This is a genomic window from Gynuella sunshinyii YC6258 (assembly GCF_000940805.1).
GTDB lineage: Bacteria > Pseudomonadota > Gammaproteobacteria > Pseudomonadales > Natronospirillaceae > Gynuella > Gynuella sunshinyii.
Genome location: NZ_CP007142.1, coordinates 4,532,038 through 4,556,670, shown reverse-complemented (window position 1 = coordinate 4,556,670; position 24,633 = coordinate 4,532,038). Strand labels below are relative to the sequence as shown.

The 24,633-nt window shown below is 44.7% G+C and carries 18 protein-coding genes; 4 read left to right on the top strand and 14 right to left on the bottom strand.

The window, feature by feature from the left end; all coding sequences use genetic code 11:
• Nucleotides 1-152: 152 nt before the first annotated feature.
• Both YC6258_RS18920 and YC6258_RS18915 read right to left on the bottom strand, forming a co-directional pair.
• Complete coding sequence (locus tag YC6258_RS18920) at nucleotides 153-1,724, bottom strand: alanine/glycine:cation symporter family protein (protein WP_044618307.1); 1,572 nt, start codon at nucleotides 1,722-1,724, stop codon at nucleotides 153-155.
• A 9-nt stretch (nucleotides 1,725-1,733) separates the two neighbouring features.
• On the bottom strand, nucleotides 1,734-2,171 hold the full coding sequence (locus YC6258_RS18915; protein ID WP_044618306.1) for a universal stress protein: 438 nt from the start codon (nucleotides 2,169-2,171) through the stop codon (nucleotides 1,734-1,736).
• Nucleotides 2,172-3,269: 1,098 nt separating this feature from the next.
• Here YC6258_RS18915 and YC6258_RS18910 point away from each other — a divergent pair.
• On the top strand, nucleotides 3,270-3,875 hold the full coding sequence (locus tag YC6258_RS18910; RefSeq protein WP_044618305.1) for a YitT family protein: 606 nt from the start codon (nucleotides 3,270-3,272) through the stop codon (nucleotides 3,873-3,875).
• 60 nt (nucleotides 3,876-3,935) lie between these two features.
• On the opposite strand, the gene YC6258_RS18905 is transcribed toward YC6258_RS18910, so the two are convergent.
• Both YC6258_RS18905 and YC6258_RS18900 read right to left on the bottom strand, forming a co-directional pair.
• Nucleotides 3,936-4,835: a dioxygenase family protein gene (locus YC6258_RS18905; protein WP_144407696.1), complete on the bottom strand. Its 900-nt coding sequence runs from the start codon at nucleotides 4,833-4,835 to the stop codon at nucleotides 3,936-3,938.
• A gap of 410 nt (nucleotides 4,836-5,245) precedes the next feature.
• A complete protein-coding gene (locus YC6258_RS18900) occupies nucleotides 5,246-6,199 on the bottom strand; it encodes a dioxygenase family protein (RefSeq protein ID WP_052830413.1) in 954 nt (317 codons plus the stop codon).
• 669 nt (nucleotides 6,200-6,868) lie between these two features.
• Here YC6258_RS18900 and YC6258_RS18895 point away from each other — a divergent pair.
• Nucleotides 6,869-8,374, top strand: coding sequence for a PQQ-dependent sugar dehydrogenase (locus YC6258_RS18895; protein WP_044618303.1), 1,506 nt, complete (start codon nucleotides 6,869-6,871; stop codon nucleotides 8,372-8,374).
• 16 nt (nucleotides 8,375-8,390) lie between these two features.
• Here the strand turns inward: YC6258_RS18895 and YC6258_RS18890 are convergent, their stop codons facing one another.
• The 5 genes from YC6258_RS18890 to YC6258_RS18870 all read right to left on the bottom strand — a co-directional run bounded on the left by YC6258_RS18890 (nucleotide 8,391) and on the right by YC6258_RS18870 (nucleotide 15,142).
• Nucleotides 8,391-9,869, bottom strand: coding sequence for a NarK family nitrate/nitrite MFS transporter (locus YC6258_RS18890; RefSeq protein ID WP_044618302.1), 1,479 nt, complete (start codon nucleotides 9,867-9,869; stop codon nucleotides 8,391-8,393).
• 208 nt (nucleotides 9,870-10,077) lie between these two features.
• Nucleotides 10,078-10,863, bottom strand: coding sequence for a type IV pili methyl-accepting chemotaxis transducer N-terminal domain-containing protein (locus YC6258_RS18885; RefSeq protein WP_044618301.1), 786 nt, complete (start codon nucleotides 10,861-10,863; stop codon nucleotides 10,078-10,080).
• Nucleotides 10,864-11,657: 794 nt separating this feature from the next.
• Nucleotides 11,658-12,506 carry an ABC transporter ATP-binding protein gene (locus tag YC6258_RS18880; protein ID WP_044618300.1) on the bottom strand — a complete coding sequence of 283 codons (849 nt, stop codon included), beginning with the start codon at nucleotides 12,504-12,506 and terminating at the stop codon, nucleotides 11,658-11,660.
• 190 nt (nucleotides 12,507-12,696) lie between these two features.
• Nucleotides 12,697-13,701 carry an ABC transporter permease gene (locus YC6258_RS18875; protein ID WP_052830412.1) on the bottom strand — a complete coding sequence of 335 codons (1,005 nt, stop codon included), beginning with the start codon at nucleotides 13,699-13,701 and terminating at the stop codon, nucleotides 12,697-12,699.
• A gap of 70 nt (nucleotides 13,702-13,771) precedes the next feature.
• Nucleotides 13,772-15,142: a CmpA/NrtA family ABC transporter substrate-binding protein gene (locus YC6258_RS18870; RefSeq protein WP_044618299.1), complete on the bottom strand. Its 1,371-nt coding sequence runs from the start codon at nucleotides 15,140-15,142 to the stop codon at nucleotides 13,772-13,774.
• Between the two features lie 365 nt (nucleotides 15,143-15,507).
• Between YC6258_RS18870 and YC6258_RS18865 the strand changes: the two genes are divergently transcribed.
• Nucleotides 15,508-15,840, top strand: a complete 333-nt coding sequence (locus YC6258_RS18865; RefSeq protein ID WP_044618298.1) for a hypothetical protein — start codon at nucleotides 15,508-15,510, stop codon at nucleotides 15,838-15,840.
• 253 nt (nucleotides 15,841-16,093) lie between these two features.
• Here the strand turns inward: YC6258_RS18865 and YC6258_RS18860 are convergent, their stop codons facing one another.
• From YC6258_RS18860 to YC6258_RS18840, 5 genes are read right to left on the bottom strand one after another with little or no spacing between them, the layout of a single operon-like run.
• Complete coding sequence (locus tag YC6258_RS18860; protein ID WP_044618297.1) at nucleotides 16,094-16,591, bottom strand: PaaI family thioesterase; 498 nt, start codon at nucleotides 16,589-16,591, stop codon at nucleotides 16,094-16,096.
• 13 nt (nucleotides 16,592-16,604) lie between these two features.
• A complete protein-coding gene (locus YC6258_RS18855; protein ID WP_044618296.1) occupies nucleotides 16,605-17,552 on the bottom strand; it encodes a YheT family hydrolase in 948 nt (315 codons plus the stop codon).
• Nucleotides 17,542-18,393: a fatty acid desaturase family protein gene (locus YC6258_RS18850; protein ID WP_044618295.1), complete on the bottom strand. Its 852-nt coding sequence runs from the start codon at nucleotides 18,391-18,393 to the stop codon at nucleotides 17,542-17,544. Before YC6258_RS18850 ends, YC6258_RS18855 begins: the two co-directional genes overlap by 11 nt.
• A gap of 8 nt (nucleotides 18,394-18,401) precedes the next feature.
• A complete protein-coding gene (locus YC6258_RS18845; protein WP_044618294.1) occupies nucleotides 18,402-20,030 on the bottom strand; it encodes a lipoxygenase family protein in 1,629 nt (542 codons plus the stop codon).
• A 5-nt stretch (nucleotides 20,031-20,035) separates the two neighbouring features.
• Nucleotides 20,036-21,805 (bottom strand): cytochrome P450, encoded by a 1,770-nt coding sequence (locus YC6258_RS18840; protein ID WP_082070805.1) that lies wholly within the window; start codon nucleotides 21,803-21,805, stop codon nucleotides 20,036-20,038.
• Nucleotides 21,806-22,018: 213 nt separating this feature from the next.
• On the opposite strand from YC6258_RS18840, the gene YC6258_RS18835 reads away from it, so the two are divergent.
• Nucleotides 22,019-24,502, top strand: coding sequence for a hypothetical protein (locus YC6258_RS18835; protein WP_044618292.1), 2,484 nt, complete (start codon nucleotides 22,019-22,021; stop codon nucleotides 24,500-24,502).
• The last annotated feature ends 131 nt before the right edge of the window (nucleotides 24,503-24,633 follow it).

Below are 24,633 nucleotides of genomic sequence, written 5' to 3'. Positions count from 1 at the left end.
ATGTGATTTCTCGTGATCTGCCAGGAAATGGAACTCCAATGATTTTGAGCTCCACTGGAAGCTCCATTTTTTGCGGCGGGAATATACAGATTCCGGATATTTAGGGAGCTTCTGAATCATTACCCGTGCCGCGTAGATCATTCAGGGCGTTCTCAGGATTTGGCTTCCCGGGTTTTGCTGTTTTTGTATTTCACAATGGAACCGTCCTGCAACCGCGACATGTAAGAGTTCAGTTCGGTTTTCACAATTGGCATCAGGACGTAGAGACCAATGATGTTTATCACCGCCATTGAAAATAGTGAGGCATCAGAAAAGTCAATAACGGGTCCGAGACTGGAAGCAGCACCAACGATCACAAACAGACAAAATAATAACTTAAAAGTGAGCTCTGCTTTTCGGGTTTCACCAAACAGAAACGTCCATGCTTTAAGGCCGTAATAAGACCAACTGATCATGGTCGAAAATGCAAACATGATAACCGCTGCCATTAGCAGATAAGGGAACCAGCCGAAAGCCGAAGCAAAGGCATCTGATGTCAGTGCCACGCCGGAACTACCGTGAACGGTAACGATATGACCTGTTTCGCTCAGCAGATATTTTCCGGTTTCCGGATCGGTCATCAACTGGCCGGTTACGATGATAACCAATGCGGTCATGGTGCAGATCACCACTGTATCAATAAATGGTTCAAGCAGTGAAACCAAACCCTCGGTGACTGGCTCTTTGGTCTGCACGGCGGAGTGGGCGATGGCTGCTGAACCGACGCCGGCCTCATTGGAAAACGCGGCCCGCTTAAAGCCCTGGATCAGCGCCCCGGTCAGGCCTCCAGCAACACCCAGGCCAGTGAAGGCGCCGGCAAAAATCTGTTCTATGGCCCAGAGTATTTTATCTGCGTTGAGTATCAGAATAACCAGGGCACTGCCAACGTATAGCACGCCCATAACCGGAACGATTTTTTCGGTCACGTTAGCGATTGAACGGATGCCACCGACGATGACCAAAAAAATCAATACGGCGAATACCAGTCCGGTAATCCAGCCGGGATAGTTGCCAAACAGTCCGCTGATCTGAGCGTGAGCCTGATTAGCCTGAAACATATTGCCGGCACCAAACGAGCCAAGAATACAGAAAATTGAAAACATGATCGCCAGCACTTTTCCACCAGGCAGGCCTTTCTCAGCAAAACCTTTGGACAGATAATACATCGGGCCACCCGATACACTGCCATCTTTGTATTCGTTGCGATATTTAACACCCAGGGTACATTCGGTAAATTTTGAGGCCATGCCAAGTAAGCCGGCCATAATCATCCAGAAAGTTGCGCCAGGGCCACCAATGCCAATTGCAACAGCAACCCCCGCAATGTTGCCAAGGCCGACGGTACCGGACAATGCAGTTGCCAGGGCTTGAAAATGACTCACCTCGCCAGCGTCATTGGGATCCGCATAATCACCTTTAACCAGAGCGATTGAATGAGGGATGGTACGAAACTGCAAAAAGCCGAAATAAACGGTAAAAATGCTGGCTGCAGTTACCAGCCAGACAACGATCCAGGGAAAAGATGTACCCGGAATCGGCGCAAAGATCAGTGAGACAAACCAGCCCGTGGCGGCAGAGAAAACAGTGTTGACCGACTCATCAATGCTTTTTGCCTGCGCCATTCCGCTGGACAACATGGTTACTAATAGTATGTAAATGGAAATTAAAAAATGTTTTCTGGTCATGTGCAAACCTCAACTGACGACGGTGACTGGAACGCTGGCATGCATAACCAGGTTGGCGGTGGCGCTGCCAAAGACTCGTGCTGTCAATCCATGCTCGGAGGCTCGGGCGACAATAATCTGATCGGCATTTTTTTCCAGCGCGACTGAATTCAGTGACTGGGCAACTTTGCCATGCAGCACTACGCCTTCAGCCTGAAAACCTTCTTTAATCAGATTTTCCACATTAGGTTCGATGACCCGGGTTCGGGCTTTGACAACGGCTTCTTCGCGACGTTTTTTTCTGAGTGCATTTTCTTCCGGGGTTTGAAAGCTGTACGGGGACCATTCAATAACGTATACCAGGGTCAGGGTACAGTCACCAATCAAGGTGGCGAGTCGTTTAGCATGAGCGAGAGCTCTTTGGCCGGCTTCGCTGCCATCAATTCCGACAATCAATGTTGTAGACATATCCGCTGATCTCTTTTATGTGTATTCAGGTGCCAGATTATCTCAAGGCTCCAGTATGTTCAGGCAGATGAGCTTGTTCTAAATTGTGTTAAGGAGTCTCTGAAAAATGACCTATGTTCGTGCAGGACGTTTTCAGCTCTCTTCTCACATCCTCATTTACTCCAGTAAACTGCGGTGTTCCGAGCGGTGCTTCCTGGTCCGCATCAAAACTATTCCTATTTTTCGGAGGCTCCTTAAGAATGTTGCTGCCGAAAGTTACCGTTTATTGTTATTCAGCTTTTTAACAAGGGTGTATTTCCACTGGAGATTGTTAGTCCCATTTATAAGTGATGCCTTCTCAAATTCTCATTTACACGAGATGCCCTGGGGCATGCGTTTGAGTAAAGCATCCTCTCCAGATATCAACACTCCCCCGTATTTTCAGCATTTATTATGATTATCTGAAAACCCGGCAGCGATATGGTTTAGAAACGTTTGCTATCTGCTGGCGCGGAAGGATACGAAATTATCGGGATAGAGTAATAGTAGATAAAAATCCAGTTGATTTATTGCAATTGATCTGCTTGAGATAGATGGAAAATATCCGATATGTATGGTGGGTAAATTAAATAAAGTATGTTTTTATCCTTCTATGTAAGTTTATGTTTTCTTTAATGAATCATAAATGTCCGTATCTGTAAGTGGTGTTTTTTCACCATGATATGCCGTTTTATAAAAATTCCATTTAAACAACGCAGCAGATATTTGAGCGGATTAATGATCAGAGAATCCCTGGCACGGCTGAATACCTATGCAAAGCTGATCAGGTATAGGTTTCAATCCTTCAGAATAATCAATGGCTTTTTTGGGGGCGCTCAGGTTTGCATAGGGAAGGCATGGCTTCTCCTGAAATCAGCATATTGTACAAAAAACAACCCACCCAGAGAGCTTGGTAGTGGTTACTCCAATTGCTGGTGATTTTATGACCGCTGCTTTTTGGCACTTTGTTGCATCAAGGAGACTTTGCGTTGAAATTCATCTGTGGCCATTTTATGTGACTTGATTAACCTGACGGAGGAACGTGTATAATCCCGCAGCTGTTTTTTATAAGGTTTATTCATGGCTTCTGATGACTCACTCCATAGTCTCTTTGAGGACCTGTTTGCGCTATTCAGTGCCGGGTTATTTATTTCTTTTGGTGTATTTCTGTTTAAGTCCCAGGGACTGCTGACGGGTGGGACAGCAGGCATCGCACTGGTAGGCTCAAAATTATTACCCTTCAGCTTTGGGCAGATCTTTTTTATCGTAAACCTGCCGTTTTACTATCTAGCCTGGAAGGAAATCGGCCTGCGTTTTACCTTGAATACGTTTATTTCGGTTACAGTGGTATCGGTCTTTTCAGAATATATTGGTATGTTTGTGGTTCTTGAGCATGTCAATCCTTATTTTGCTGGAGTCATGGCCGGTATTCTGATTGGCGTCGGGATGTTGATAATGTTTCGCCATAAGTCCAGTCTGGGTGGGGTAGGTATTCTGGCTTTTTACCTGCAGCACCGATTCAACATCCGGGCTGGTTTTTTCCAGTTGGCGGTGGACTGCACCATTCTGCTGGTGTCTTATTTTCTTGTTAGTTTTGAGGTTCTGGCAATCTCGGTTCTTTCCGTCATCATGTTGAACCTGGTGATTGCGGTAAATCATAAACCAGGACGCTACCGGATTGCCTGAAAAAACATGGCAGTCCGCTTAGAAAAAGCGGATGCCGAAAAACAAAACACCCCTGTTGATTTAAGCGCTGATCATAACGCGTTTATAAGCCAGGAGAGTGCCGTCTGAGTTCTGTGCGATGTTCAGCAGAAAATCCTGATAATCCGATTTTGGAAACACAGTATCTTTACCGCTAGCCAGAGTGGTGTCCTGAATACTGCGAGCTTTATACAGCTCATGGGTGGTACAGATTTCCTCGGTAAAACTGTCATCGAAACAGAACTGAGACACCATATAGTCACTGCCACCATATTCCTGACGTACCCGGAAGTGAATATGAATCGTACGACCAGAATACCAGCCAGGAAAACAACTCTTGAAATTGACCCGACCACTGCTGTCTGTGGTTAATTCGCCACGAAACCAGACGCTGGCTTCAGCTTCGGCATCGTTATCTGTACAGAAATCACCTGCGAATGTTGAGTCGTCATCACTCTGACTGGTATCTCCGGAATAAATACCTTTAGTATTACAATGCCAGACTTCGATCAAATAGCCATCCAGAGGATTACAGTTTTCGTCAACCAACTGCATGCAGAACATCATGGGTAGACCGGTTTGACCCTCGGAAATATCTTCTGATTCGCTGACACCCAAATAACACGGACCCTCGGTGGTACGTTCGGTGAGCGTCAAAGAACAGCTGCCGGAATCTTCAAAAATACTGTCATCTGGATAATCGACGGTGATAAGGTCCGTACCTCCAGATGCCCATTCCAGTTCTGCATCTATTGTCGTGGTATCCGAAGCACTGGAAGATGATGATCTGGATGATGAGTCGGACGTTGAAGTCGATGTGGTATCTGTATCACTATCTTCCTGATCACAACCTACAAGACTTACAAATGGGGTAGCCAGAAGAACTGAACCCGTTTTTTTAAGTACTTCTCTGCGTTTTAATACTGTTGGTAATTTTTTCATTGAGATGCTTTCCATCCTCTATTTCGGGCTTTTAAAACGAAACTGAACGTCCAACGTTGGCTTCTTTTGGCCTTTTTGTTGCGGTTTTGTCCTGGTATCGGGTATTGCCGGTTTGGGACCACCAGTAGAAAACGGGTACTTCCGTTCAGATTTAAGAGTGATTAAATTTTCCTAATCAGCAATCTCAGGTTATAAATACAATAAGAAAAAAGAGTGGAGTCAGTGTGTAATAATTCGGCATATTTCTTTATCTGAATTATTAATTTTCAAAATAATTTTAGGGTGTTTTTTTTATACGATAACAGTATGGTCAAGAATTTTTTAATTTTATTTATATATGAATTTAAATTGATGGCAAAAAAAAGCGGGTAATCCCGCTGATGGTATATTAAATTTTTAACGAACTTTTCCTATGGTCGACCTCCGCCAGGACCTCCAGGACCTCCAGGACCACCAGGTCCCCATGGACCATCAGGTCCATCCGGATCTTCATCGTTTGAAGATGGTTCATCAGGTATCACAAATGTCTTCCAGGCGAGCATGGAACCATCCGACATTTTTTGAGTGTCGCAGAGAAATATTTCGTACTCGCTGCTTAGAAAAACAGTATCGCTGTTGTTATACGTGTAGCCATTGATGCCTCTTTCATTGTATACCGGTTCGTTGGCCAGAATCTCAAGGTTCAGGCTATCCTGGAAACCCACTTGCGAAACCAGATAGGTCTCTCCATTGATGATGAATTGTAAGTGGATGTGCACCGCACGTCCCTGATACCAACCGGGAAAACAGGTATTAAAGTTAACGCGACCATCGCTGTCAGTGGTTTGGGTGCCTCTGAACCAGGCTGCTGCCTGAGCTTCAGTATCGCCACCGGTACAAAAATCCACCGCACTCATGTCATCTCCGGAATAGACACCATAAGGGTCGCAGTGCCAGATATCTACAATAGCCCCGGGAACAGGATTGCAGTTGGAATCGACGACCATAAAACTCAATCTTACTGGGAGTCCGTCCCGACCTTCGGAAATATCTTCACGATCCAGAGTACGTGAATAACATGGACCCAGTGTTAACGATTCTGTTAATGTGCATGCACTACCCAGATCAGTACTTTCAAACGGGTTTGGATAAATGACACTCATAGAGGCCGTTCCACCGGTTGCCCAGGCAACTCCGGAATTGTCCTCATTCAGTAATGCTGCTGTGCTGGAAGAATAACTGCTTTGCTGGTTTTCCAATTCCTCTGTGACATCTTCCCACTTACAGCCAGCCAAGCTGACAAAAGGTGCAGCCAGCATAAACGAACCTGTTTTTTTGATAGCCTGTCTTCGATTTAACATTCGGGATGTTTTTTGTTGACTCATGTTTTCTCCTCGTTTGCTGGTAAAACCAGCGAGTACGACTACTTTGTTTATTTTTCATAAAAGGCCAAAAATGACACCTTTTTCTTGGTGTAGAGGTACGTCAATATTCCGCTACTCGACATTGTTATTTGCCTGTAGGTAAAAACATTCGTATACATGGTAAAGCAATGGCCTGTTCCTGATAGGCAACGAATTACCTTTTTGTCTTATCGGAACATCAGTGAACAAGACCCGGTTAGTATAAAAATTAATTTGAATAGATTGTGCAAACAATGAGGAACCACTGTACCTGATTCACGAAAATAGTAGGAGATGTTTTTGGGATGGAATGTTATTGCCGATTTCACTGAAGCAGGTGTTTTTTGCGACTCAGGCCCACTAAAAATGCAACATTGTTTGTTATGTCGCGAGTGCCAATTGGGAGCTTGTTAACCACTCAAATGTATTATAGTTGCCTGAGATCACCACGAGGCATTGCGATTGGCTGAACCTCTGCTTATCAATGCCGTTTGCATGTAAACCGGATGCCTTGATCCTGGGGTATATAGACAGCAGGTTTGCCATCAATCTTTGGTATGGGCGTGACAAAATTCGTCTCATTTTTTAGTATAGCCGCGATCTTAAGATGATCTACCTGTTTTTCCGTTATTTAACCTGTAGTGAGTACTCATGTTCAAATCCTGTATTGTTGTTTTGCTGGCTTTTATATGCGCTGTTGCGCAATCCAAGGTTCAGAATTATCTGACTGATGGAATATGTGATGGTTATCCCAGAGCAGCCATCGATACTGAGTCAGGTCTGTGTCTCGGGCTGGTTCATCAGGGACAACCGCTGGTTAAGCCAAGACGGATTATCGAATGGCGCCCAGGTGTGTTGTTGATTACTGACATGGGAGGGTGGAGTGACCATCGCGGAACCTTGTGGCGTTACGATGTAAAAAACAAATCTTTTGAGGCTTTGTTGCAACGACTTAATCTGCCTCATGGACTGGAGCGGTTAAACGACACTGCGGTACTGGTTGGTGAGAAAGACCGGTTGATCCGAGTCACACTGGATGACAGTGGCCATCTTGTACGGAGTGAGGAGCTGTTGACCCGGCAGATAATCGATGGTCATCGTCATCCGTTGATGAACTTTACCCTGTTACGGGATAAAACTTTGGTTTTAAATTTTGGGGCTCCCACCGATCAATGTCAGGCTGAGGTCGCCAAAGGCGTATGTGCACAGCGTCAAACAGATGCGCAATTGCGTTGGTATGCCTATGATGAAAAAACGGAACAATGGGATTTTGATCATTACCGGACGACCAAAGGGTTAAGGAACTCAATGGCATTGGCGGTAAATCGATACGATAAGGTCTTTCAGGCCGATAACGGGATGGATTTCAAACAGGTATTCTCGCCATTAGAAACATTAAATCAGGTAAATCCCGATCAGGACTATGGCTGGCCCTACTGTTTTCCGGTACAACAAGTCAATCCATTATGGCGCGCGATAAAACCGGCCTGTAAAGCCTATGACTCTCCTGTTGCCTTGTTACCACCCCATGGTGCGCCACTGGATATGATGTTTTATGAGCAGCATGCGCTGCCGGCTTTGGCCAATACATTGTTGGTCAGTTTGCATGGTTATCAGGTTTCCGGTCATCAGCTTCTGGCATTGAAACTGGATAAGCGACAACAGCCAATTATTCGTGATGGCGCATATTATTCAAGAGATCCGCGGGAGCAGGAGTTTGGGCGTCAACAGGAGAGCTATCCTTCAGGGTATGGTTTAGAGGCGTTGGAGGTGATTCACCGCTGGGATCAGCTAGAGGGCGTTCGGCCAAAAGGGAGTCCTGTTGGATTGTCCGCCAGTAGCGATGGCTCTGTTTGGGTTATCGAAGACAATAATCGCAGTCTGTTGCGTCTGGCTCCCGGGGAAGCTTTTGTCAGCCAGAATCTATGGCAGCAGGATCAGAAAATTACGCCTCCGGAAAATGTCAGTCAGGTATTGGCCAGTGAATGTCAGGCATGCCATGAACAGCTCTCCAGGCAAGTCTCCAAACGCTGGCTGACATCCGGACTCATGTATCAGAAAGTGGTTAAAGACCGACGTATGCCACCACAGGGCTTTTCTGATCCAGCCAGGCAACAGATTATTGAAAGCTGGCTGGATCAGGTTGGTAAGCCATAATCAGTGGGTTTGTCTGTCAGGAAACCTTTATGAATGCCATGCGGCCATCGGGCAGTATTTCCGTCATATGGCCGCTCGGTTCTTCCAGCCACTGAACGATCAGATAAACTACCAGGGCGCTACTGCCAATGATCATAAAGAATGTGCTGGCGTCCACGAAGGTATAAACAGTTAAAAACGTCAGCGCTCCTACATTTCCGTAAGCACCTGCCATGCCGGCGATTTGACCAGTCATCCGTCTTTTGACCAGAGGTACAACGGCAAATACGGCACCTTCTCCAGCCTGAACAAAGAACGAACATACCATAACTGTCAGTACAGTCAGTAATAACGGCCATTCGGCATTGACCTGTGACATCAACAAATAACCGATAGCCAGTCCAAGTATGGTGAAGGATAAGGTTCGGCGGCGGCCCAGTCTGTCGCTGATCAAACCACCACTGGGACGTGCTATCAGGTTCATTAACGCATAGAGGCCCCCAAACAAGCCAGCGGAGGTAACACTCATATCGGTAAATGTTTCCATAAAGAACGCCGGTAACATCGAGACGACCGCAAGTTCTGAGCCAAAAGTGACAAAATATGCCCAATCCAGAATCGCCACTTGTCTGAACTTATATTGGTCATGGGCCGCAGGATGATGTCCTCGTAGGATATTCCAGTTCACTCTGACAATCTGACTAAACTGATATACAAACAGCAGCATCAGTATGCCGTACATGCCATACGTTTCGATGTGTCCCAGCAGCCCTACTCCGGAAGGGGAGAGTTTCCACGCGAGTATCGCCAGAATGATATACATCGGTACATTCATAATGATGTAAAACCAAAAATCTCTTTTATTGGAGACCTCTAAACCACCAGATTTGCTCGGTCTGAAATAAGTTGCCCCTTCGGGAGTGTCCCGTATTTTCAGATAAAACAATAATCCATATAGAAAAGCGAGTACTCCAGTAAAGGCAATCGCATAGCGCCAGCCATTCTCGCCGCCAAACAAGGTAATGGCGAGAGTGGGTAATGTCCATGCGGCTGCGGCAGAGCCGAAATTACCCCAGCCGCCGTAAATACCCTGGGCCAGCCCAACCGTTCTGGGTGGGAACCATTCTCCTACCAGCCGTATACCGATGACAAAACCAGAGCCTGCAAATCCAAGTAAAAAACGGGCCAGTGCCAATTGTTGATAGTTTTGTGCCCAGGCAAACAATTGGCATAGAACACCTGTTAGCAACAACAAAATAGCGTAAACAACTCGCGGCCCGAATTTATCAACCAGTATCCCAATGACTATTCTGGCCGGGATGGTCAGCGCCACATTCAATGTCAAAATGGCTTTCCATTGGTCATTACTCAGATTAAAAGTTTCTGTAATAAGTGGTTTGAGTGGTGCGGCATTGAACCAAACAACAAACGTCAGGAAAAATGCGAACCAAGTGTAATGCAGGGTTCTGGTTGCGGGGTCGGAAAAATGGCTCAGATTCAGATTGGTTAATGACATTAAACGCTCCCGTTTGTGGATGTTCGTTCAATGACGCAATCGATATGCCAGCGGAATGAAAATGGAATACGTAAATTAGTATGTTAAATGGTATGAGTTGGTGAAATCGCCATACCTCTTTGTTGGTAATGCTTGTGCATGATTTACAAAGTGATGGCGATGAGAAAAAAAGAATTAAACTGTTCAGATGGCGAAATAATAAATAGAACTATAGGTTGCTATATAGTCCGGTAATGGAATCCATATTCTTTAATATTCCATCGCTCGTTACCTGAATAATAAGGGGGACGAAATTGTCCTTGTCCATGAGAGAAAAACTCGATTTTGACAGTTTCCATTGAGCATCGACTTTTCGTAAAGACTCGGAAATTTGTGGTGTATTCTCAGAAGAAGCAATCAGTTCTTTGAGTGCACTGTCAAACTGATCGATGGCCTGCTGCCAACTGGATTTTTCTTTTTCTGTGCCGATGTTGAGTGCATGGGCAAAATAAAACATGGCGATTCGTTGTGACAACATGCGTTGACGGCCACTGACATTTACCAGCTTGGCTTTGCTGGTTCCGGCCTCGCTGTCAAGAATGGTAACAACGTTCTCACACTCAGCGAGCAGGTTTTCCACATCAGAAAGTAACGTTTTTGCGGCGTTTATATCATATTCCTGCTGCAACGGCTTTTGAAAAGCAGACCAATGTTTACGTACCGTTAGCAGCGATTGTTTCAGTTTCTCACTGTCAGCGTAGACTTCCAATTCCTTCAACTGTTGCTCAAACAATTCGATGGCTGCATCCATTTGTGATTTTGTTTTATCTGGTGTGACTTCCAGGCCCAGGAGCAAGTAGGACTTAACCATTCTTTGGCTGAGCATGCGCTGACGGCCTGCTTTATTGATTGCGTCGTCGATATTATTGATGGCCGCAAAGGTGTCAAATGAACAGAAAACAACAATCATTGAAATGATGATTTTTGAAAAAAGGTTTTTGGTGAACCCGGACATTTATAATTTCCTTGATTTTACCTGTTAATAAGTGATCTGAAATGAAATGATGAATCGCCTGGTACGAATAAAACTAGGGGCCTCTGAAAAATAGGAATAGTTTTGATGCAGGCAAAGAAGCACCACTCGCAACACCGCAGTTTACTGGCGTAAATGAGGATGTGAGACTGGGGCTGACAACGTCCTGTGCAAAAATAGGCCATTTTTCAGAGGTTCCCTAGGGATACGAGGCAATGTGATGGGTAAGCTCGTGAGAAGCCACTGAATAAATATCTGTGCCGTAAAGCTGCAAAAAATCTGTTTAGATCGCTCATTTCTGCCGTATAAACTCTCGTTTCTAACAGGTTTTTACCCCGGTTTCCTTACTCACAGCATTCAGAAATCCTTTAAGGGGATTCGGAAAAAATGCGGCTGTCTCTGGGGGATGTGCCGTGTCAGCAAGTATAACTGACCATCCGTATTCAGGGGTGCAGGATTTTGGGCCTACCCAAGTATGCAGTGTAGCACGCTGGAAATAACACTTAACATTACACTATAGATATATTGAAATCTGGTTTATCTATATAAGTCTGTCAAACTGGATATTTAAGGACAAATAACCAAATTTTTCAGTTTTTTTCATGCTAATTGTTGACGAAGAGCAATGACAGATGATCTAACGAATTGATTGATCTGTGATGGACTTCGAAAATATAGCCGATTTAAAAAAAATACCCCAGCTCACCTGGATTCATGTTGGCGATGTATCAATTAACCTGAGTGTGATCAGTATTTTCCCGGCATTACTGTCGCCTTTAGGCGACAGCTGTTTTATCTTTTGAAGTATTAGCTGATTTTACAGGTCGATTGATTTCTTCAATTTTTCGTTGTTTTTCGTATAAGAATTTCAAGACTTCAGAGCGGTAATGATTGTATTCGGGCTGATCCGCCAGTTCCAGGCGATTCCGTGGCCGTGGCAGGTTAACTGTCAGAATCTCTCCCACGGTGGCAGCCGGTCCATTGGTCATCATGATGATACGATCAGATAACAGAACCGCTTCATCAACATCATGGGTAATCATGATAACAGTACTGTTCAGATCAGCCTGTATGTCCATAAGCGAGTCCTGTAGATGTGCTCTGGTCAGGGCATCCAGGGCACCAAATGGTTCATCCATCAGCAGTACGGAGGGCTCCATGGCCAGTGCTCTGGCTATGCCGACCCGTTGTTTCATACCCCCGGAAATTTCATCCGGGCGTTTGTGCATGGCATGACTCATATGTACCAGTGCGAGATTATGTTCGATCCACTCCTGCATTTCCCGTTTGCTTTTTTGATGTCTGAAAACCTGTTTGACTGCCAGTTCAACATTTTGATAAGCGGTCAGCCAGGGTAATAACGAGTGATTCTGAAATACCACAGCGCGTTCTGGTCCTGGGGAGTTGACCTCCCGGCCATTTAGCACCACTCCACCAGTAGTAGCCTGATACAAGCCGGCAACGATATTCAACACCGTGGATTTTCCACAACCGGAATGACCTATCAGGGAAACGAATTCGCCTTTGGCTATTTTCAAGTTAACATTCTGCAACGCCACAAAGTTTCCTCTGAGGGTTGGAAATTCAATACCGACCTGAGTCAGTTCAAGATGAGCTTTAGACATAGTCGTACCTTTCGGTTGATCTTTCTGTTAAGGAGCCTTTGAATAACCATTGCGTCGACGCAGGTTCATTGAAGTTGGCATACCCGATACTTCGGTTATTTACCAACCGTGGCCCAGTTTCGGTTTCGGTGGATTTGTTCTTGATTTGTGATTTGCCTTCACGGCCTTAGTTACGAAAATCAAAGGCCTGTTAACGGATATCGGCATGTCTGTCCCAGTTTACCCGCTGCTGAATCATCAACATGATCCGGTCCAGCAGAAAACCTATAAACCCAATCGTCAGCACCGCCACCATGATTCTGCCGAGAGAATTTGAACTGCCATTCTGAAACTCATCCCAGACAAATTTGCCCAGGCCGGGGTTCTGGGCCAGCATCTCAGCGGCAATCAGCACCATCCAGGCGATACTGAGAGACAGGCGCAGCCCGGTAAAAATCATCGGAATAGACGAGGGCAACACTATTTTCCGGGTATGGGTCAGCCAGCTCAGTCTTAGTACCTTGCTGACATTGATCAGATCAGAGTTGACATTGGCGACACCCACAGAGGTATTAATCAGCGTTGGCCAAAGACTGCATAATGTTACGGTGAACATCGAGTTTAAAAATGATTTGGCGAACAAGGGGTCATCGGTCACGTACACCGCACTGACCACCATAGTGACCAGAGGTAACCATGCCAGTGGCGAAACCGGTTTGAAGATTTGGATAACCGGTGCCAGTGCCGCATTGATGGTTTTGCTTAAACCAATAATGACGCCAAGTGGAATAGCAATCGCTGAAGCCAGGATAAAACCACTTAGTACGGTAATCATACTGGTCAGTATCTGATCGAAATAAGTAGGTGATCCGGTATAGGGGCGAGTCTTTATATCGGCATAGGGGTCTTTGGCAAGCTTGTCGGCATTACGTTGTTGTTGTCTCTGATAAAACTCAGTTTCCCGTAATCGTTCTGCCTGATGTTCTGCAACGAGACTATTTGCCTGGTTGAACACCTCAGTAGGTCCTGGAAATTTTCCCAGAGAGGTATCAATATTTTGTGCCGCAACACTCCAGAAAAATAAAAACAGTAATATTCCCCCTGTGGGCAGGCCGATTTTTTGGAGCAGGCGAACCAGCGAGATCTCATTGTTTTTGTATTTGAACAAATTGAACAACGGAATGAATGAATACCTGTTTGTATTGACTCTGTTCATAAGTGAATAACCTGTGTGGAATCGCCGGTTCTTTGAACCGGCCGGAATATTGCCTTTTATGGATGCATCTTCAGATTTTGTCTTTGGCTTTCAGGCCAATGGCAAAACTGTCGATATAGGCATTGGGTTTGGTACCGTCATACATCACGCTATCAATAAATTCCTGATGAGGTGGTTTGAATCCGGTTTCCGTCTCAAAGTCAGGAAAGTCTGTTGCGTTCATTTTGCCTTCGGCAATGAGATCTTTAGCTGCCTGGGCATAAATGTCCGGACGATAGACTTTTTTGGCAATATCGGTGTACCAACTGTCTGGCTTATATTCGGGAATCTGTCCCCAGCGTCGCATTTGGGTCAGATACCAGACTGCATCAGAGTAATAAGGATAAGTCGCGTGATAACGAAAAAAGACGTTAAAGTCGGGGACTTCTCGTTTATCACCTTTTTCATACTCGAAGGTGCCGGTCATGGAGTTGGCAATGACGTTGGCATCGGCACCGACATAATAAGGTTTTGACAGAATGTCGACGGCTTCCTTGCGATTGGCATTGTTATTCTCATCCAACCACTTGGCTGCCCGGATCAGAGCCTTGACTACATGAATATGAGTATTGGGGTATTTGTCTGCCCACTCCTGACTGACACCAAACACCTTCTCTGGATTATCTTTCCATATTTCATAATCGGTAATGACAGGCACGCCGATGCCTTTAAAGACAGCCTGTTGATTCCAGGGTTCGCCGACACAGTAACCGTAAATGGTACCAGCCTCCAGTGTCGCTGGCATTTGGGGCGGCGGGGTGACGGACAGAAATGCATCTGCTTTGAGGGTACCTGAGGTGTCACCATTCAATGGGGCATAATACCCTGGATTGATACCACCGGCGGCCAGCCAGTAGCGTAGTTCATAGTTGTGAGTGGAAACCGGAAATACCATTCCCATATTAAATGGCTTGCCTTCTGCTTTGTATTCTTCTACCACAGGTTTCAAGTAATCTGCCTTGATAGGATGAACAGGCAAACCATTTTTCATAGGCACGTACTGCTTCATCTTTTCCCACACGGCGTTCGAAACGGTAATTCCATTGCCGTTCAGATCCATGCTAAATGCGGTAATGATATTTGCCTGAGTACCAAACCCAATCGTGGCTCCAAGTGGTTGTCCGGCTAACATATGGGCGCCGTCCAGTTGTCCATCGATAACACGGTCCAGCAGCACTTTCCAATTGGCCTGAGCTTCGAGTGTGACATAGAGTCCTTCATCTTCGAAATATCCTTTTTCATAGGCTATGGCCAGTGGTGCCATGTCGGTCAGTTTGATAAAACCAAACTTAAGGTCTTCTTTTTCCGGCTCACCGGTTTCGGCATATGCCTGGCTGCAGATAACAGTCGATAAACATATCGTACCCAGAAATAACTGTTTGAACTTACTAGCAATTTGCATGGCAGGAGTTCTCCAAACTACGGTGATTTTGATAAACATGAATGCTGCACAATCTGAGAACAGATGCTGTCGTGCAACTGGAAGGACAGGCAGACTGTCTCAGTGTGCGATCTAATTCATAGGTCATGAGTGCATCGCTTATGCCATATTCGGAAAAAAGCTGAAAAAAGCTCTTTTGAGCGGAATTTGCACAAACAAGTGATAGGAAAAATTCAGCTTTGGAATAAATCAGTGCAAAATCACAGTCAGTCTGTGGTCAGTTGTTAGGTCAAAATTAAAATCACTGCAACAGGACAAAACAATCTGGAGGCATGGCATAATCCGATTGAAGTACCTCCTAATAGGTATATTGAGGAGATGAGAGAATGGGGTTGATATTACTGACGGCAATAGTGATGGTGGTAATTTTTGCAGGATTTATGCTGCTCAGACGACCAGTATACCGAATATCCCAGGAAAACGTTGAAAGGCTGTTGGAAATGATGTTGGCGCGTAAAGCATCGCTTAATGACTGGCATGTGTTTTTGGCGGTACCCATTCACTATGATGAATACTTGGAGAACATTCGTCACCTTTGTCTGGAAATTGAGGAATCCGAGAGTTGCGTGATCAACACTCGTATACTGACCAATAAAGGGGAAGAGGCACTACGAGAAATTCTGGCGGAGTTAAAACAACATGGTATAAAAGATTTTTAGACTGAAGCTCTTTGTAGGTTCGATATATGTGGGGCTCTGGAAAATAGAAATCGTTTTGATGCAGGCCAGGACGTACCGCTCGGAAAACCGCAGTTTCCCGGAGTAAATGAGGGTTTAACGGAGCTGACAATGTCCTGCGTGAAAGCAGGTCATTGTCAACTCCGTCTGGAGGCAGACCCCTCTCAAATCCTCATGTACTTAAGCAATGTTAGTCCCGCAAGGGATCCTTAAATCCAGCTATGGCCGTACCCGGTTATCGATGGATCATACACGTGCCGGTGGCTGTCGCGAGCAGTTTGTTTGCCTGGTCTATAATTTTCCCTTCCGCGAATGCGAGCCTTCTACCCGAATTGACTACGTTCCCGAGACAGCTTACCAGGCCTGTTTCTATCGTCATGGGGCGAATAAAATTAACCTTTAAATCAATGGTGGAATACCCGATACCTTTTTCCAGAGTTGCATGCACCGCGCAACTTATCACGGAGTCGAGCAGTGTCGAATAAATGCCACCATGTACACCTCCGATGGTGTTGTAGTGATACTCTTTTGGAACAAACTCCAATGAGACGCCATTTTCATTGACTAAAAGAACCTCTACCCCGAGTAACTTCATAACCGGTGGCATCGGGATTTCTTCCCTGCTGATGGCCGATAAGTATTCGAGGCCGCTCATTTGCGAGGCTTTCTGTGCACTTTGGGCCGGATCTTCCCAAGTGAAAGTTCTGTTTCTGTGATCGTCCGCTTTTTGCATAGTCCTGATTCCTTTAATCATTTAAATATTGTATAGCGGTCTTTTCCGACCAGTAGTGGTTTTGCGGGTTAAAGGCGACGAACCCAACATGCCCTCCATGTCTGGGGGTCACGAGAGTAAGGTACTTGTTTTGTTCGGATTCTTTAATGGGATAACACTGCTTTGGCATGAAAGTATCATCCTGTGCCATCACAATGAGCGTTTTTATTCGAACATTCTTTAAATATTGTTTACAGCTGGACTGATACCAGTAGTCTTCTGCATCTTTAAAGCCATGCAACGGTGCCGTGTATCTGTTATCAAATTCCTGGAAGTTTACAATTTCCTCGAATCCTGCCACCGATATCTGGTCGGGAAAGGCGGCCGCTTTTTGTTCCATCAGAGTTTTGAAGTCCCGTAAAAAATACTTCATGAAAACTTTGTTTCTTGGTCTGGCCAGCTCCAGTGCACTGTGTTTCAGATCGCAGGGAACAGAAAAACATAGAGCTTTTTTGATGAGATGTGAAACTGTGTTTGCGTCTTTGCCCAAATAAAGCAGAATGATGTTGCCACCAACACTGAAGCCGACCGGAGCTATTTCCTGATAAATGTCCTGATCCTGAATATGTTGAATGACGTCTTCAAGATCATCTGTTGACCCGCCGTGGTATATTCGACTTTTTTTATTCATGATCCCGCCCATGCCGCGACAATTCATAGCCACAACATCCCAGCCGGCCGATAATAATGCCCTTGCCATACCCAGAATATAGGGGCGTTGGTTATTGCCGCCCAGACCATGTACCAGGATCACCACCCGGGAATGGTTATCGCGGTACCAGTTGAAGTTCAGCTCATCTCCATCTCTCGTTGTGATAAAGCACGTAAGAGGTTTGATGGGCACCTCAACTTTTCTGCATAACGTTGGATAAATGGTACTCAGATACGCGTTTCGGAATAAAAACGGTGGACTATAGGTCATATTCAAGGTCTTCCGTCTTTAGAATTTGTCTTGGTTCCGGGAATAGTGTTCGCTGAATCAGATGATCAGGTATTTTATCTTCTATGCTTTTATGAAAATCAGGTAATGCAGACCAGTGCATTCCTGGCTTAATATGATGTGCAGCATGATAGCCAAGATTGCAAAACCAGAAGTTATACAGCGGGTGAGTTATAGAGCGGGATGCTTTATATGGATCCTCTGTTCGCAGGCCGGAGTGATGAGGATAGGTCAGCCAAAAGGTATAAACAACCATGACCAGCGAAGGAATAATAAATATCAATGAAGCGGCAACGGGTTTATAAAGCAGAAGAAGAATAAGTAGAACATAATTCTGCAGTTTAAAGCTCAGGTAGCGTTTATAAGTCTGTACTGATTTTTTCCCATTCTCGGTTACTCTGTGACCCGCCGTTTTGACAAGGTATATTGTGTATTCCATTCGCCCCATTTGAGTTCCATCTTCGCGAGTCCAATTGGAGTCATCAATGTCTCCATGATGGTCAGGGTGTTGATTCATATAGTTCGCATGATGACCGATGTTGTGGTGTAAAATCCATGCATAGTGACTGATCCATACCTGCAGGCATAGGACACGATTGATAACTGAATTAAGTATTTTCGAATTTGATACCGGAACATGAGCATGATGATGATTGTAAGAAACACAGAAGGTTAGCAGAGGCATGAACAACAACGATGAAAGCAGCAGTAAGGCAATGGAATCAACCTTAAAGTAGACAATACATTGGCATGTAAACAGCAGAAAAATAAATGTCAGTGGCAGAATATCTGCCTTGTAGATGTATAGTTTTTGAGTTTTCATGGCATTCCTTATGTATTCAGGCTATTTGATATTCTGGAAGGAAGTAATCCGGTATACGGGCGATGTCGATAACCGTTGCGCTGATTGATGGTGCTTTCAATTTGATTGAGTTTTATCTGAAAGTTTCTAATGGCTGTCCATGCTTTTTCGTCCGTAAAATCTTTCGCCCGGTATTGGCCTAAAAAGTTGTGATAGGGTTTGGAGATATAGTAGATGAAGTTCATTTGCTTCATCAGTTGTGTGAAAGGCGGTAGATCTTCGGTGCCTTCTCCTTGTTGCTCTTCAGCATCGACATGTTTGTAGGCCGATGTTGCCATATTCAAGGCGCTGCCCATATAGTCCCATTGGGGATAATTGACTGCACTATGGAGCACAGCAGAGATAAAAATAATATGCCTGATGGTACGTGCCAGTGTCTCGATGTCCTGTAGTTTTTCAGGTAAGCCTTTTACATTGCCAGCGGTTTCGGACCTGAGTTCGTTCAACCAGGCGACCAGTTCATGATCATTTTTAACATCTTCATCGTTTTTGTAGTAGATTTTTAAATATTCCCGGACAAACTCCTCAATCGCGTTGATGATCAGCAAGCCGTCATCCCGATATGGGTATTCTTCCAGCTGTTCCATGCCTCTGGCAGCGATGTCGTTTTCAAATAAGGATTCTTCAAAAGACCATAGACCGAAAGCTTTGGTGGCAAGTGCTTTGATGCCATCCAGACTCGCGGCGAACAGGTTTTCACCATAGCCTTTAGGGAAAAGCAGATTGAGACGACCAAACTCGTTGATTGCCAGTGAGTATTTACAGTGAGGTTTCAGTAAGATGTGAACCGGATGGTTCTCACTTAACTGTCTGTTTGTGGCGATGGGAAAAGGTTCAAATACCAGATGAGACCATACCAGGTGTACCACAAACTGATGATAATGGGCGTCTGCGGTTTGAACGTGCCATTTTGCAGAATACCATTGTTCGCCGTCTTTATAGGAAACCAGTGTATTGTTTTGCTGACTTTGACTGAGTTGAATGATTATGGGTCTGAGGAAAGGCTTTTGATTCGATGTCGAACCATAGTGAAAAACAACCAATGGGTCGTAAAGAACTTTATTCAAATCTGCATACCGGCCTTTTGAGAGCCCGTTTAGAATGCTGTAGTCCGCAATGAATAACCGGCCATGTTCAATGACTTCAGACAAGGACGATGCGCTTGAGTCAATTAACGATAGTAATGACTGTTCATCAATTTCCAATGTGTCGGGCAGTCTGTCTCTCACTCTTTGGATAACCACGGGATTCACGCCCGCAACTCTCTGCCAGGCAAAATCCTCATCGCTCAGAAAGTTTGCCACCGCTGCTGGTGGATCGATGACTTTAAAGACCTTCGAATATGCTTCCTTACCTTTGATCGGGCGTATCCAGTTTTCGAGAAGGTTCAGATAGTTATTGACGATTAACCTAAACAGGGGGCGGGTTCGCCGATAATAGTAGGGCAGATCAAATTTCTCAGCCAGCGGCAATCTTTTTGCTTCAGCCAATGGTGGTAACGATTGGCGGACCCTGTAGCGATACTTTCGTTGTTTCGATGATAAACGTATTTTTCGTTTTTGCTGAAAAGCGTCTCTGCTGGGAATAGAAGGCATCATGAGACTTATCTCTGTTGGCTTGATAAATTGCGCACTTTAATGGCCAGACCATTGCTGGGAATGATAATGCCGGAAAAGTATTCGTTATCGATATAGCTGGTGTTGTGAGGTAACAGCGATTCAAATTTTAACTGGCTTAACAACTCAATGACCGTCACCTTGACAATAAAATCAGTCATTGCCTTGCCAACACAGATTTGTCGACCTACCCCAAACGGAAAATAGGTATATTTTTGGGGTTCCTCGAAAAAACGCTCTGGCTGAAAGTTTTCCGGAGAAGGCCACAGTTCCGGATTACGGTGAGTGACCCAGCTGGAGATAAATATCTGGGTTTTTTCCGGTAACACGACGCTTGGCAACTCCAGTTGCCTTCCCGGTAGTACCTCTCTAAAGAATGCGGGAACCGTAGGGTATAACCGCAACGTCTCTTTTAAGGTGCAATCAAGATATTCGAGTTCTGCCAGATCCTCATATTGATAACCATTTGGGTGATTCTGCATAAAGGCATCAATTGTCTGTTGCAGTTGGGTATATTTATCAGGATGCGCCGCTATCAGTTGTATCAGGAAACTGACTGCCGATGCTACATTTCGTGTTCCTGCATAAAATGCTGTGCTGATTTCGTCTCTCAGCAGTTTAAATCCACTATCATCAATTTGGCCCTGGTCAGAAAGCCAGCCTGGTAAGCTAAAGAATGATTTTTGGGGTGAATTTCTGGCACTATTGATCGTTTTTTCCACTTTTCTTCGCCAATATCCGGCCTTTCTGGCAGTCGAAAATCCAGTAATCGGGAAAAGTGACGTGCCTCGACGATGCATATCCTGCATTTGTGTCAGATATGCATCGAATGTAGTGTATGTCGCTTTTTCTCCCAACATAAACTGGCAGAATATTTCAAAAGACAGCCTGGTCATTTCATCAAACAGGGGGATTTCTTTGGGTTCATCGAAAGCGTTGATCCTGTTTATGTAGTGTTTGCAGATGTTTCTCAGCATGGGTTGAGCCATACCAAAAAATGATTTGATGTTCTGATGCGACAAAGGATGGTGTTGTCTTTTCTTTTCCCATTCAGAACCGTTTGCAAAAAACACACTTCTTCTAAAATACTTTCCCGCCGCATGTTTAGGTGAGTCTTTAAATATATCTGGTGTGTATTGTTCGAACAAAACCTGAATGTCCCGGGGATCAACGAGCAGGACATTGGCTTTTTTAAGGAGCCAAAATGTTACCGTGTTGCCAAAACTATCGTTATATTGCTTTAGTACCATATAGGGTGACTGGCCAAGAAAATTATGAGCATTCCCCAGAGGCCAGTAAGGTGTTGGACCGATAGATGTTTTTAAAAATAATTTGTTTTTCAATGGGATGCTGGTTTTAAACAAACCGTTGAAGAGGTAGTTAAATTGACTGTTTAAAGACGAATCGTCGTGCTGATGGGTTTTTTGCATGGTAGTGGTGATTATGGATATGAATGTTGAAAACAAGCATAAGAATAGCGAATTTATTTGCAATAATAATATTGACTGGTATTTGGCCTTGTTTACGAAATTTAAATTATTTTGACATTGTTTTTTAGCTTTATTTCTATCTATTGTGTCTCTATGAAAACTTGTTTTGAACGATATTGATGTGGGCTGATTTTTGATACTACCTGCAATGAGCATGTTCATTAAACAGAGTGCAGAGTGGTCATGTTGCCGCTGTGGAATCATTCTTGTCGTAATGGTGATTGCACCGGTCAGGTAAAGGCGGTTATCTTTCAGACCTGTTGGCAATATTATGTTTCAATGATTTTTCCTGTTTTATATATCCTTCTTTTAGGCTGCTCAATTTTTAAAAAATCTGGCCATATCTATTCATTTCGGCAAAAAAGATCCCTTTTTCTAAAGTAATTTTGTGATCTGCCGCTTATTTTTCTGCGTAATTTATACGTACAGAAAGTTCACTTAAGTGAGCAGTAGAATTTTTGATCACAAGGGAATAAAAAAATGCCGAATTTAAATCTGATGTTTATGTGCAGGTGTTTTTCCGTACTTGCAGTTTTGATGCTCAGTGCCTGTGGTGGTGAAAGCGGTTTTCAAAATACCGGTGCACCCCAGGTTCAGGAATCCGATAAGACCGTCAAAGGTGTTACGGTTAATCCCACTATGACTGCGTTGTTTTTACAGCGTACTTCAGCCAGCATATCTGCAAAATCACTTCCACGTTCCACACTGGTGGATGGGGAATATTATAGCGGGACATTGCTGGTGACCAACGCAGAAACGGGTAGCCAACAGGATTTTTACTGGTATATCCGTGTCGATGCAGACAGTAAAGCGGTATCACAAAAGAATATTTCATTGGCACCGGGAACTTATCATTTCAGTTTGTTATTGGAAGGTAATGGGCATCAATATGCCGGTAGTGCAGAAAATATCCTTCTGGAAGACGGCGATGAAACAGCCATCAACATGACTATCAAACCCCTTATTGGTAATACGATTTCTGATGTGCAGCTACTCGATACCATGGCTGATATAGAGCTCAGAATTGATCAGGCGGATCTATTGGCTATCAATCTGACTGAACCCAGAATAGGTATTGCCATCGATGGCGGTGATGAGGAGATCTTCTCTGTAAATTCGGAAACCGGCCTGAGCGATGCACTGCTGTCTCTTCCTGATGGTGAATACCATATTCAGGTGAATTTCTATGACGGCAATATGCTGGTTGGTCATACGCTGGATACGCAGGAAACCGTGCAACTGGTGAACGGTGAAAACGTATTGTTTGATATTGTCCCGTTGCAGGCAGATGTATCTCTGGCTCTCAGTGAGGGTAATCCGGATACCGGTGTCTTCAGGATCAATATTCCCGATGCAATTGTGAACAGTGTTGAGACACTGGAAACGCTGAAAGCATATCTGAAACTCAGTGGTTCTGTGTTTGTGGAACAGTTGTTGGATATTCAACAGGAAGGAGGCCAATATTTCGCGGCAACGACTTTGGATATCGGTCTGGAAAATCAGGATCAATTGGTGATTAATCTGGATTTCATTGATCAGAGTAAAACTGAAGAAAGCCAACTGCTGACCAGTTGTACTGGTGTGATTAATTTGCAGAGCACCAATAATCGTTTCACCTGTCCCCTTGAGTTGCAAAACAGTTATGTTGTGAGCGGTCATTTGTTGGCTACTCTGGCAATCAATGTGCTGCAGAGTAATGATGGAAAGTTGGATAGCGTGGCCGGAGCTGAAGTCTTTATCAATGGCGAGTCCATCGGTTTAACCAATGGATCTGTTCTTTCGACGCCAGGGTTTATCAAAGCAAATGTGCAACAAGGTGAATACAGTATCCGTGTTGAGGCAGGTAACCGGGCAACCAATGTTCAGCTGACTGCACTGCCGCTGCAAATCATCAACCAGGATATTATTTTATCCCCCAGTGATTCCGATGGCGGCGATGACTCTGGCGGTGACTCCGGTAATGTTGATGACGATGGCATTGTCATTGTGGATGGCCCAGGGTGCGGTAGTGAGTCACCGAGAAGCGGTAACGAGCGATGGATACAGATTGCAGCCCAATCCAGCCCTTCGCAACTGAGTACCTGTGTGAATCAGCGTTCCTATACACGCCTGATGAATGACGATGTACAGTTTATGGTGGCTTATCCCGATCTTGGTATCCATTACGTGTTTGATCTTTGGTATCTGCGTCGGACTAATCAGATGAACTGTGCTTATTTACCTGAAACACTGCCTAATTTCCTGACCCCGGATTTATTCTGGAAGCAGGATGGCTGCAGTTACAATGGTGCAACTTCTTTTAGCCTGACAACCGCGACAGGCAACTGGTGCCAGACGACTGCTTATCAGGCACCGGCGGTGAGTGGAGCCGGTATTAACTACAACACCATGACGGCTAACAGTCGCTGTAATCTGTACATTCGCACCTACAATGATACTCAGGCTACATTATTGCCGGCCAATGGCTCTTACTATACCGATGAAGCTTATTCTCAGGCTTACGATGCCACTAACCGGACTATGCTGGTGGATGATCAATGGGTCAGCCTGAATGCAACCGCCACTACCATGGATGACTGGGGATATGTATTTGACGGTAACGTCAAATCAGTCACCACATCAGCCTATAACAACCCCAATGTGAAGAGCATTTCCATCAACTATCATACGCCGTTGAAGATCAGACGTTTCGAAATTGTAAATCCATTTTCAGCAGGTTTATTCGCCAGAGCGCCTTATCTGGTCAGAGTGCAGGCAAGGGTTCCCGGCAGAGAATCATTATGGACAACGATCGGCGCTTATTCCATGCCTGAAACTGAAGATTTAAATGTCATGTTAAGCATTCCCGATAATGATTACGGCAGGTTAAGCGAATATCGGCTGATATTTGTTCGTCCTTATAACTCGACGAATCCGAGGGATTATATCCAGTTTTCGGATATTAAAGCCTATACCTATGATTGATAGGACAAATCCATTTGCTAACGCCATGCAGGGATGCGTCGTTGTTGCGGATAGTCAATACGAAACCGTTGGGTCGTGTAAGCTGGCTGTCGACAAAGTCAGGAGAATTTTTTGCCCAAGGATGCATAGCA

Excerpts from the sequence above, each read along its gene's own strand:
- YC6258_RS18920 (WP_044618307.1), bottom strand. The coding sequence starts at position 1,724 with ATGACCAGAAAACATTTTTTAATTTCCATTTACATACTATTAGTAACC.
- YC6258_RS18915 (WP_044618306.1), bottom strand. The coding sequence starts at position 2,171 with ATGTCTACAACATTGATTGTCGGAATTGATGGCAGCGAAGCCGGCCAA.
- YC6258_RS18910 (WP_044618305.1), top strand. The coding sequence starts at position 3,270 with ATGGCTTCTGATGACTCACTCCATAGTCTCTTTGAGGACCTGTTTGCG.
- YC6258_RS18905 (WP_144407696.1), bottom strand. The coding sequence starts at position 4,835 with ATGAAAAAATTACCAACAGTATTAAAACGCAGAGAAGTACTTAAAAAA.
- YC6258_RS18900 (WP_052830413.1), bottom strand. The coding sequence starts at position 6,199 with ATGAGTCAACAAAAAACATCCCGAATGTTAAATCGAAGACAGGCTATC.
- YC6258_RS18895 (WP_044618303.1), top strand. The coding sequence starts at position 6,869 with ATGTTCAAATCCTGTATTGTTGTTTTGCTGGCTTTTATATGCGCTGTT.
- YC6258_RS18890 (WP_044618302.1), bottom strand. The coding sequence starts at position 9,869 with ATGTCATTAACCAATCTGAATCTGAGCCATTTTTCCGACCCCGCAACC.
- YC6258_RS18885 (WP_044618301.1), bottom strand. The coding sequence starts at position 10,863 with ATGTCCGGGTTCACCAAAAACCTTTTTTCAAAAATCATCATTTCAATG.
- YC6258_RS18880 (WP_044618300.1), bottom strand. The coding sequence starts at position 12,506 with ATGTCTAAAGCTCATCTTGAACTGACTCAGGTCGGTATTGAATTTCCA.
- YC6258_RS18875 (WP_052830412.1), bottom strand. The coding sequence starts at position 13,701 with ATGAACAGAGTCAATACAAACAGGTATTCATTCATTCCGTTGTTCAAT.
- YC6258_RS18870 (WP_044618299.1), bottom strand. The coding sequence starts at position 15,142 with ATGCAAATTGCTAGTAAGTTCAAACAGTTATTTCTGGGTACGATATGT.
- YC6258_RS18865 (WP_044618298.1), top strand. The coding sequence starts at position 15,508 with ATGGGGTTGATATTACTGACGGCAATAGTGATGGTGGTAATTTTTGCA.
- YC6258_RS18860 (WP_044618297.1), bottom strand. The coding sequence starts at position 16,591 with ATGCAAAAAGCGGACGATCACAGAAACAGAACTTTCACTTGGGAAGAT.
- YC6258_RS18855 (WP_044618296.1), bottom strand. The coding sequence starts at position 17,552 with ATGACCTATAGTCCACCGTTTTTATTCCGAAACGCGTATCTGAGTACC.
- YC6258_RS18850 (WP_044618295.1), bottom strand. The coding sequence starts at position 18,393 with ATGAAAACTCAAAAACTATACATCTACAAGGCAGATATTCTGCCACTG.
- YC6258_RS18845 (WP_044618294.1), bottom strand. The coding sequence starts at position 20,030 with ATGATGCCTTCTATTCCCAGCAGAGACGCTTTTCAGCAAAAACGAAAA.
- YC6258_RS18835 (WP_044618292.1), top strand. The coding sequence starts at position 22,019 with ATGCCGAATTTAAATCTGATGTTTATGTGCAGGTGTTTTTCCGTACTT.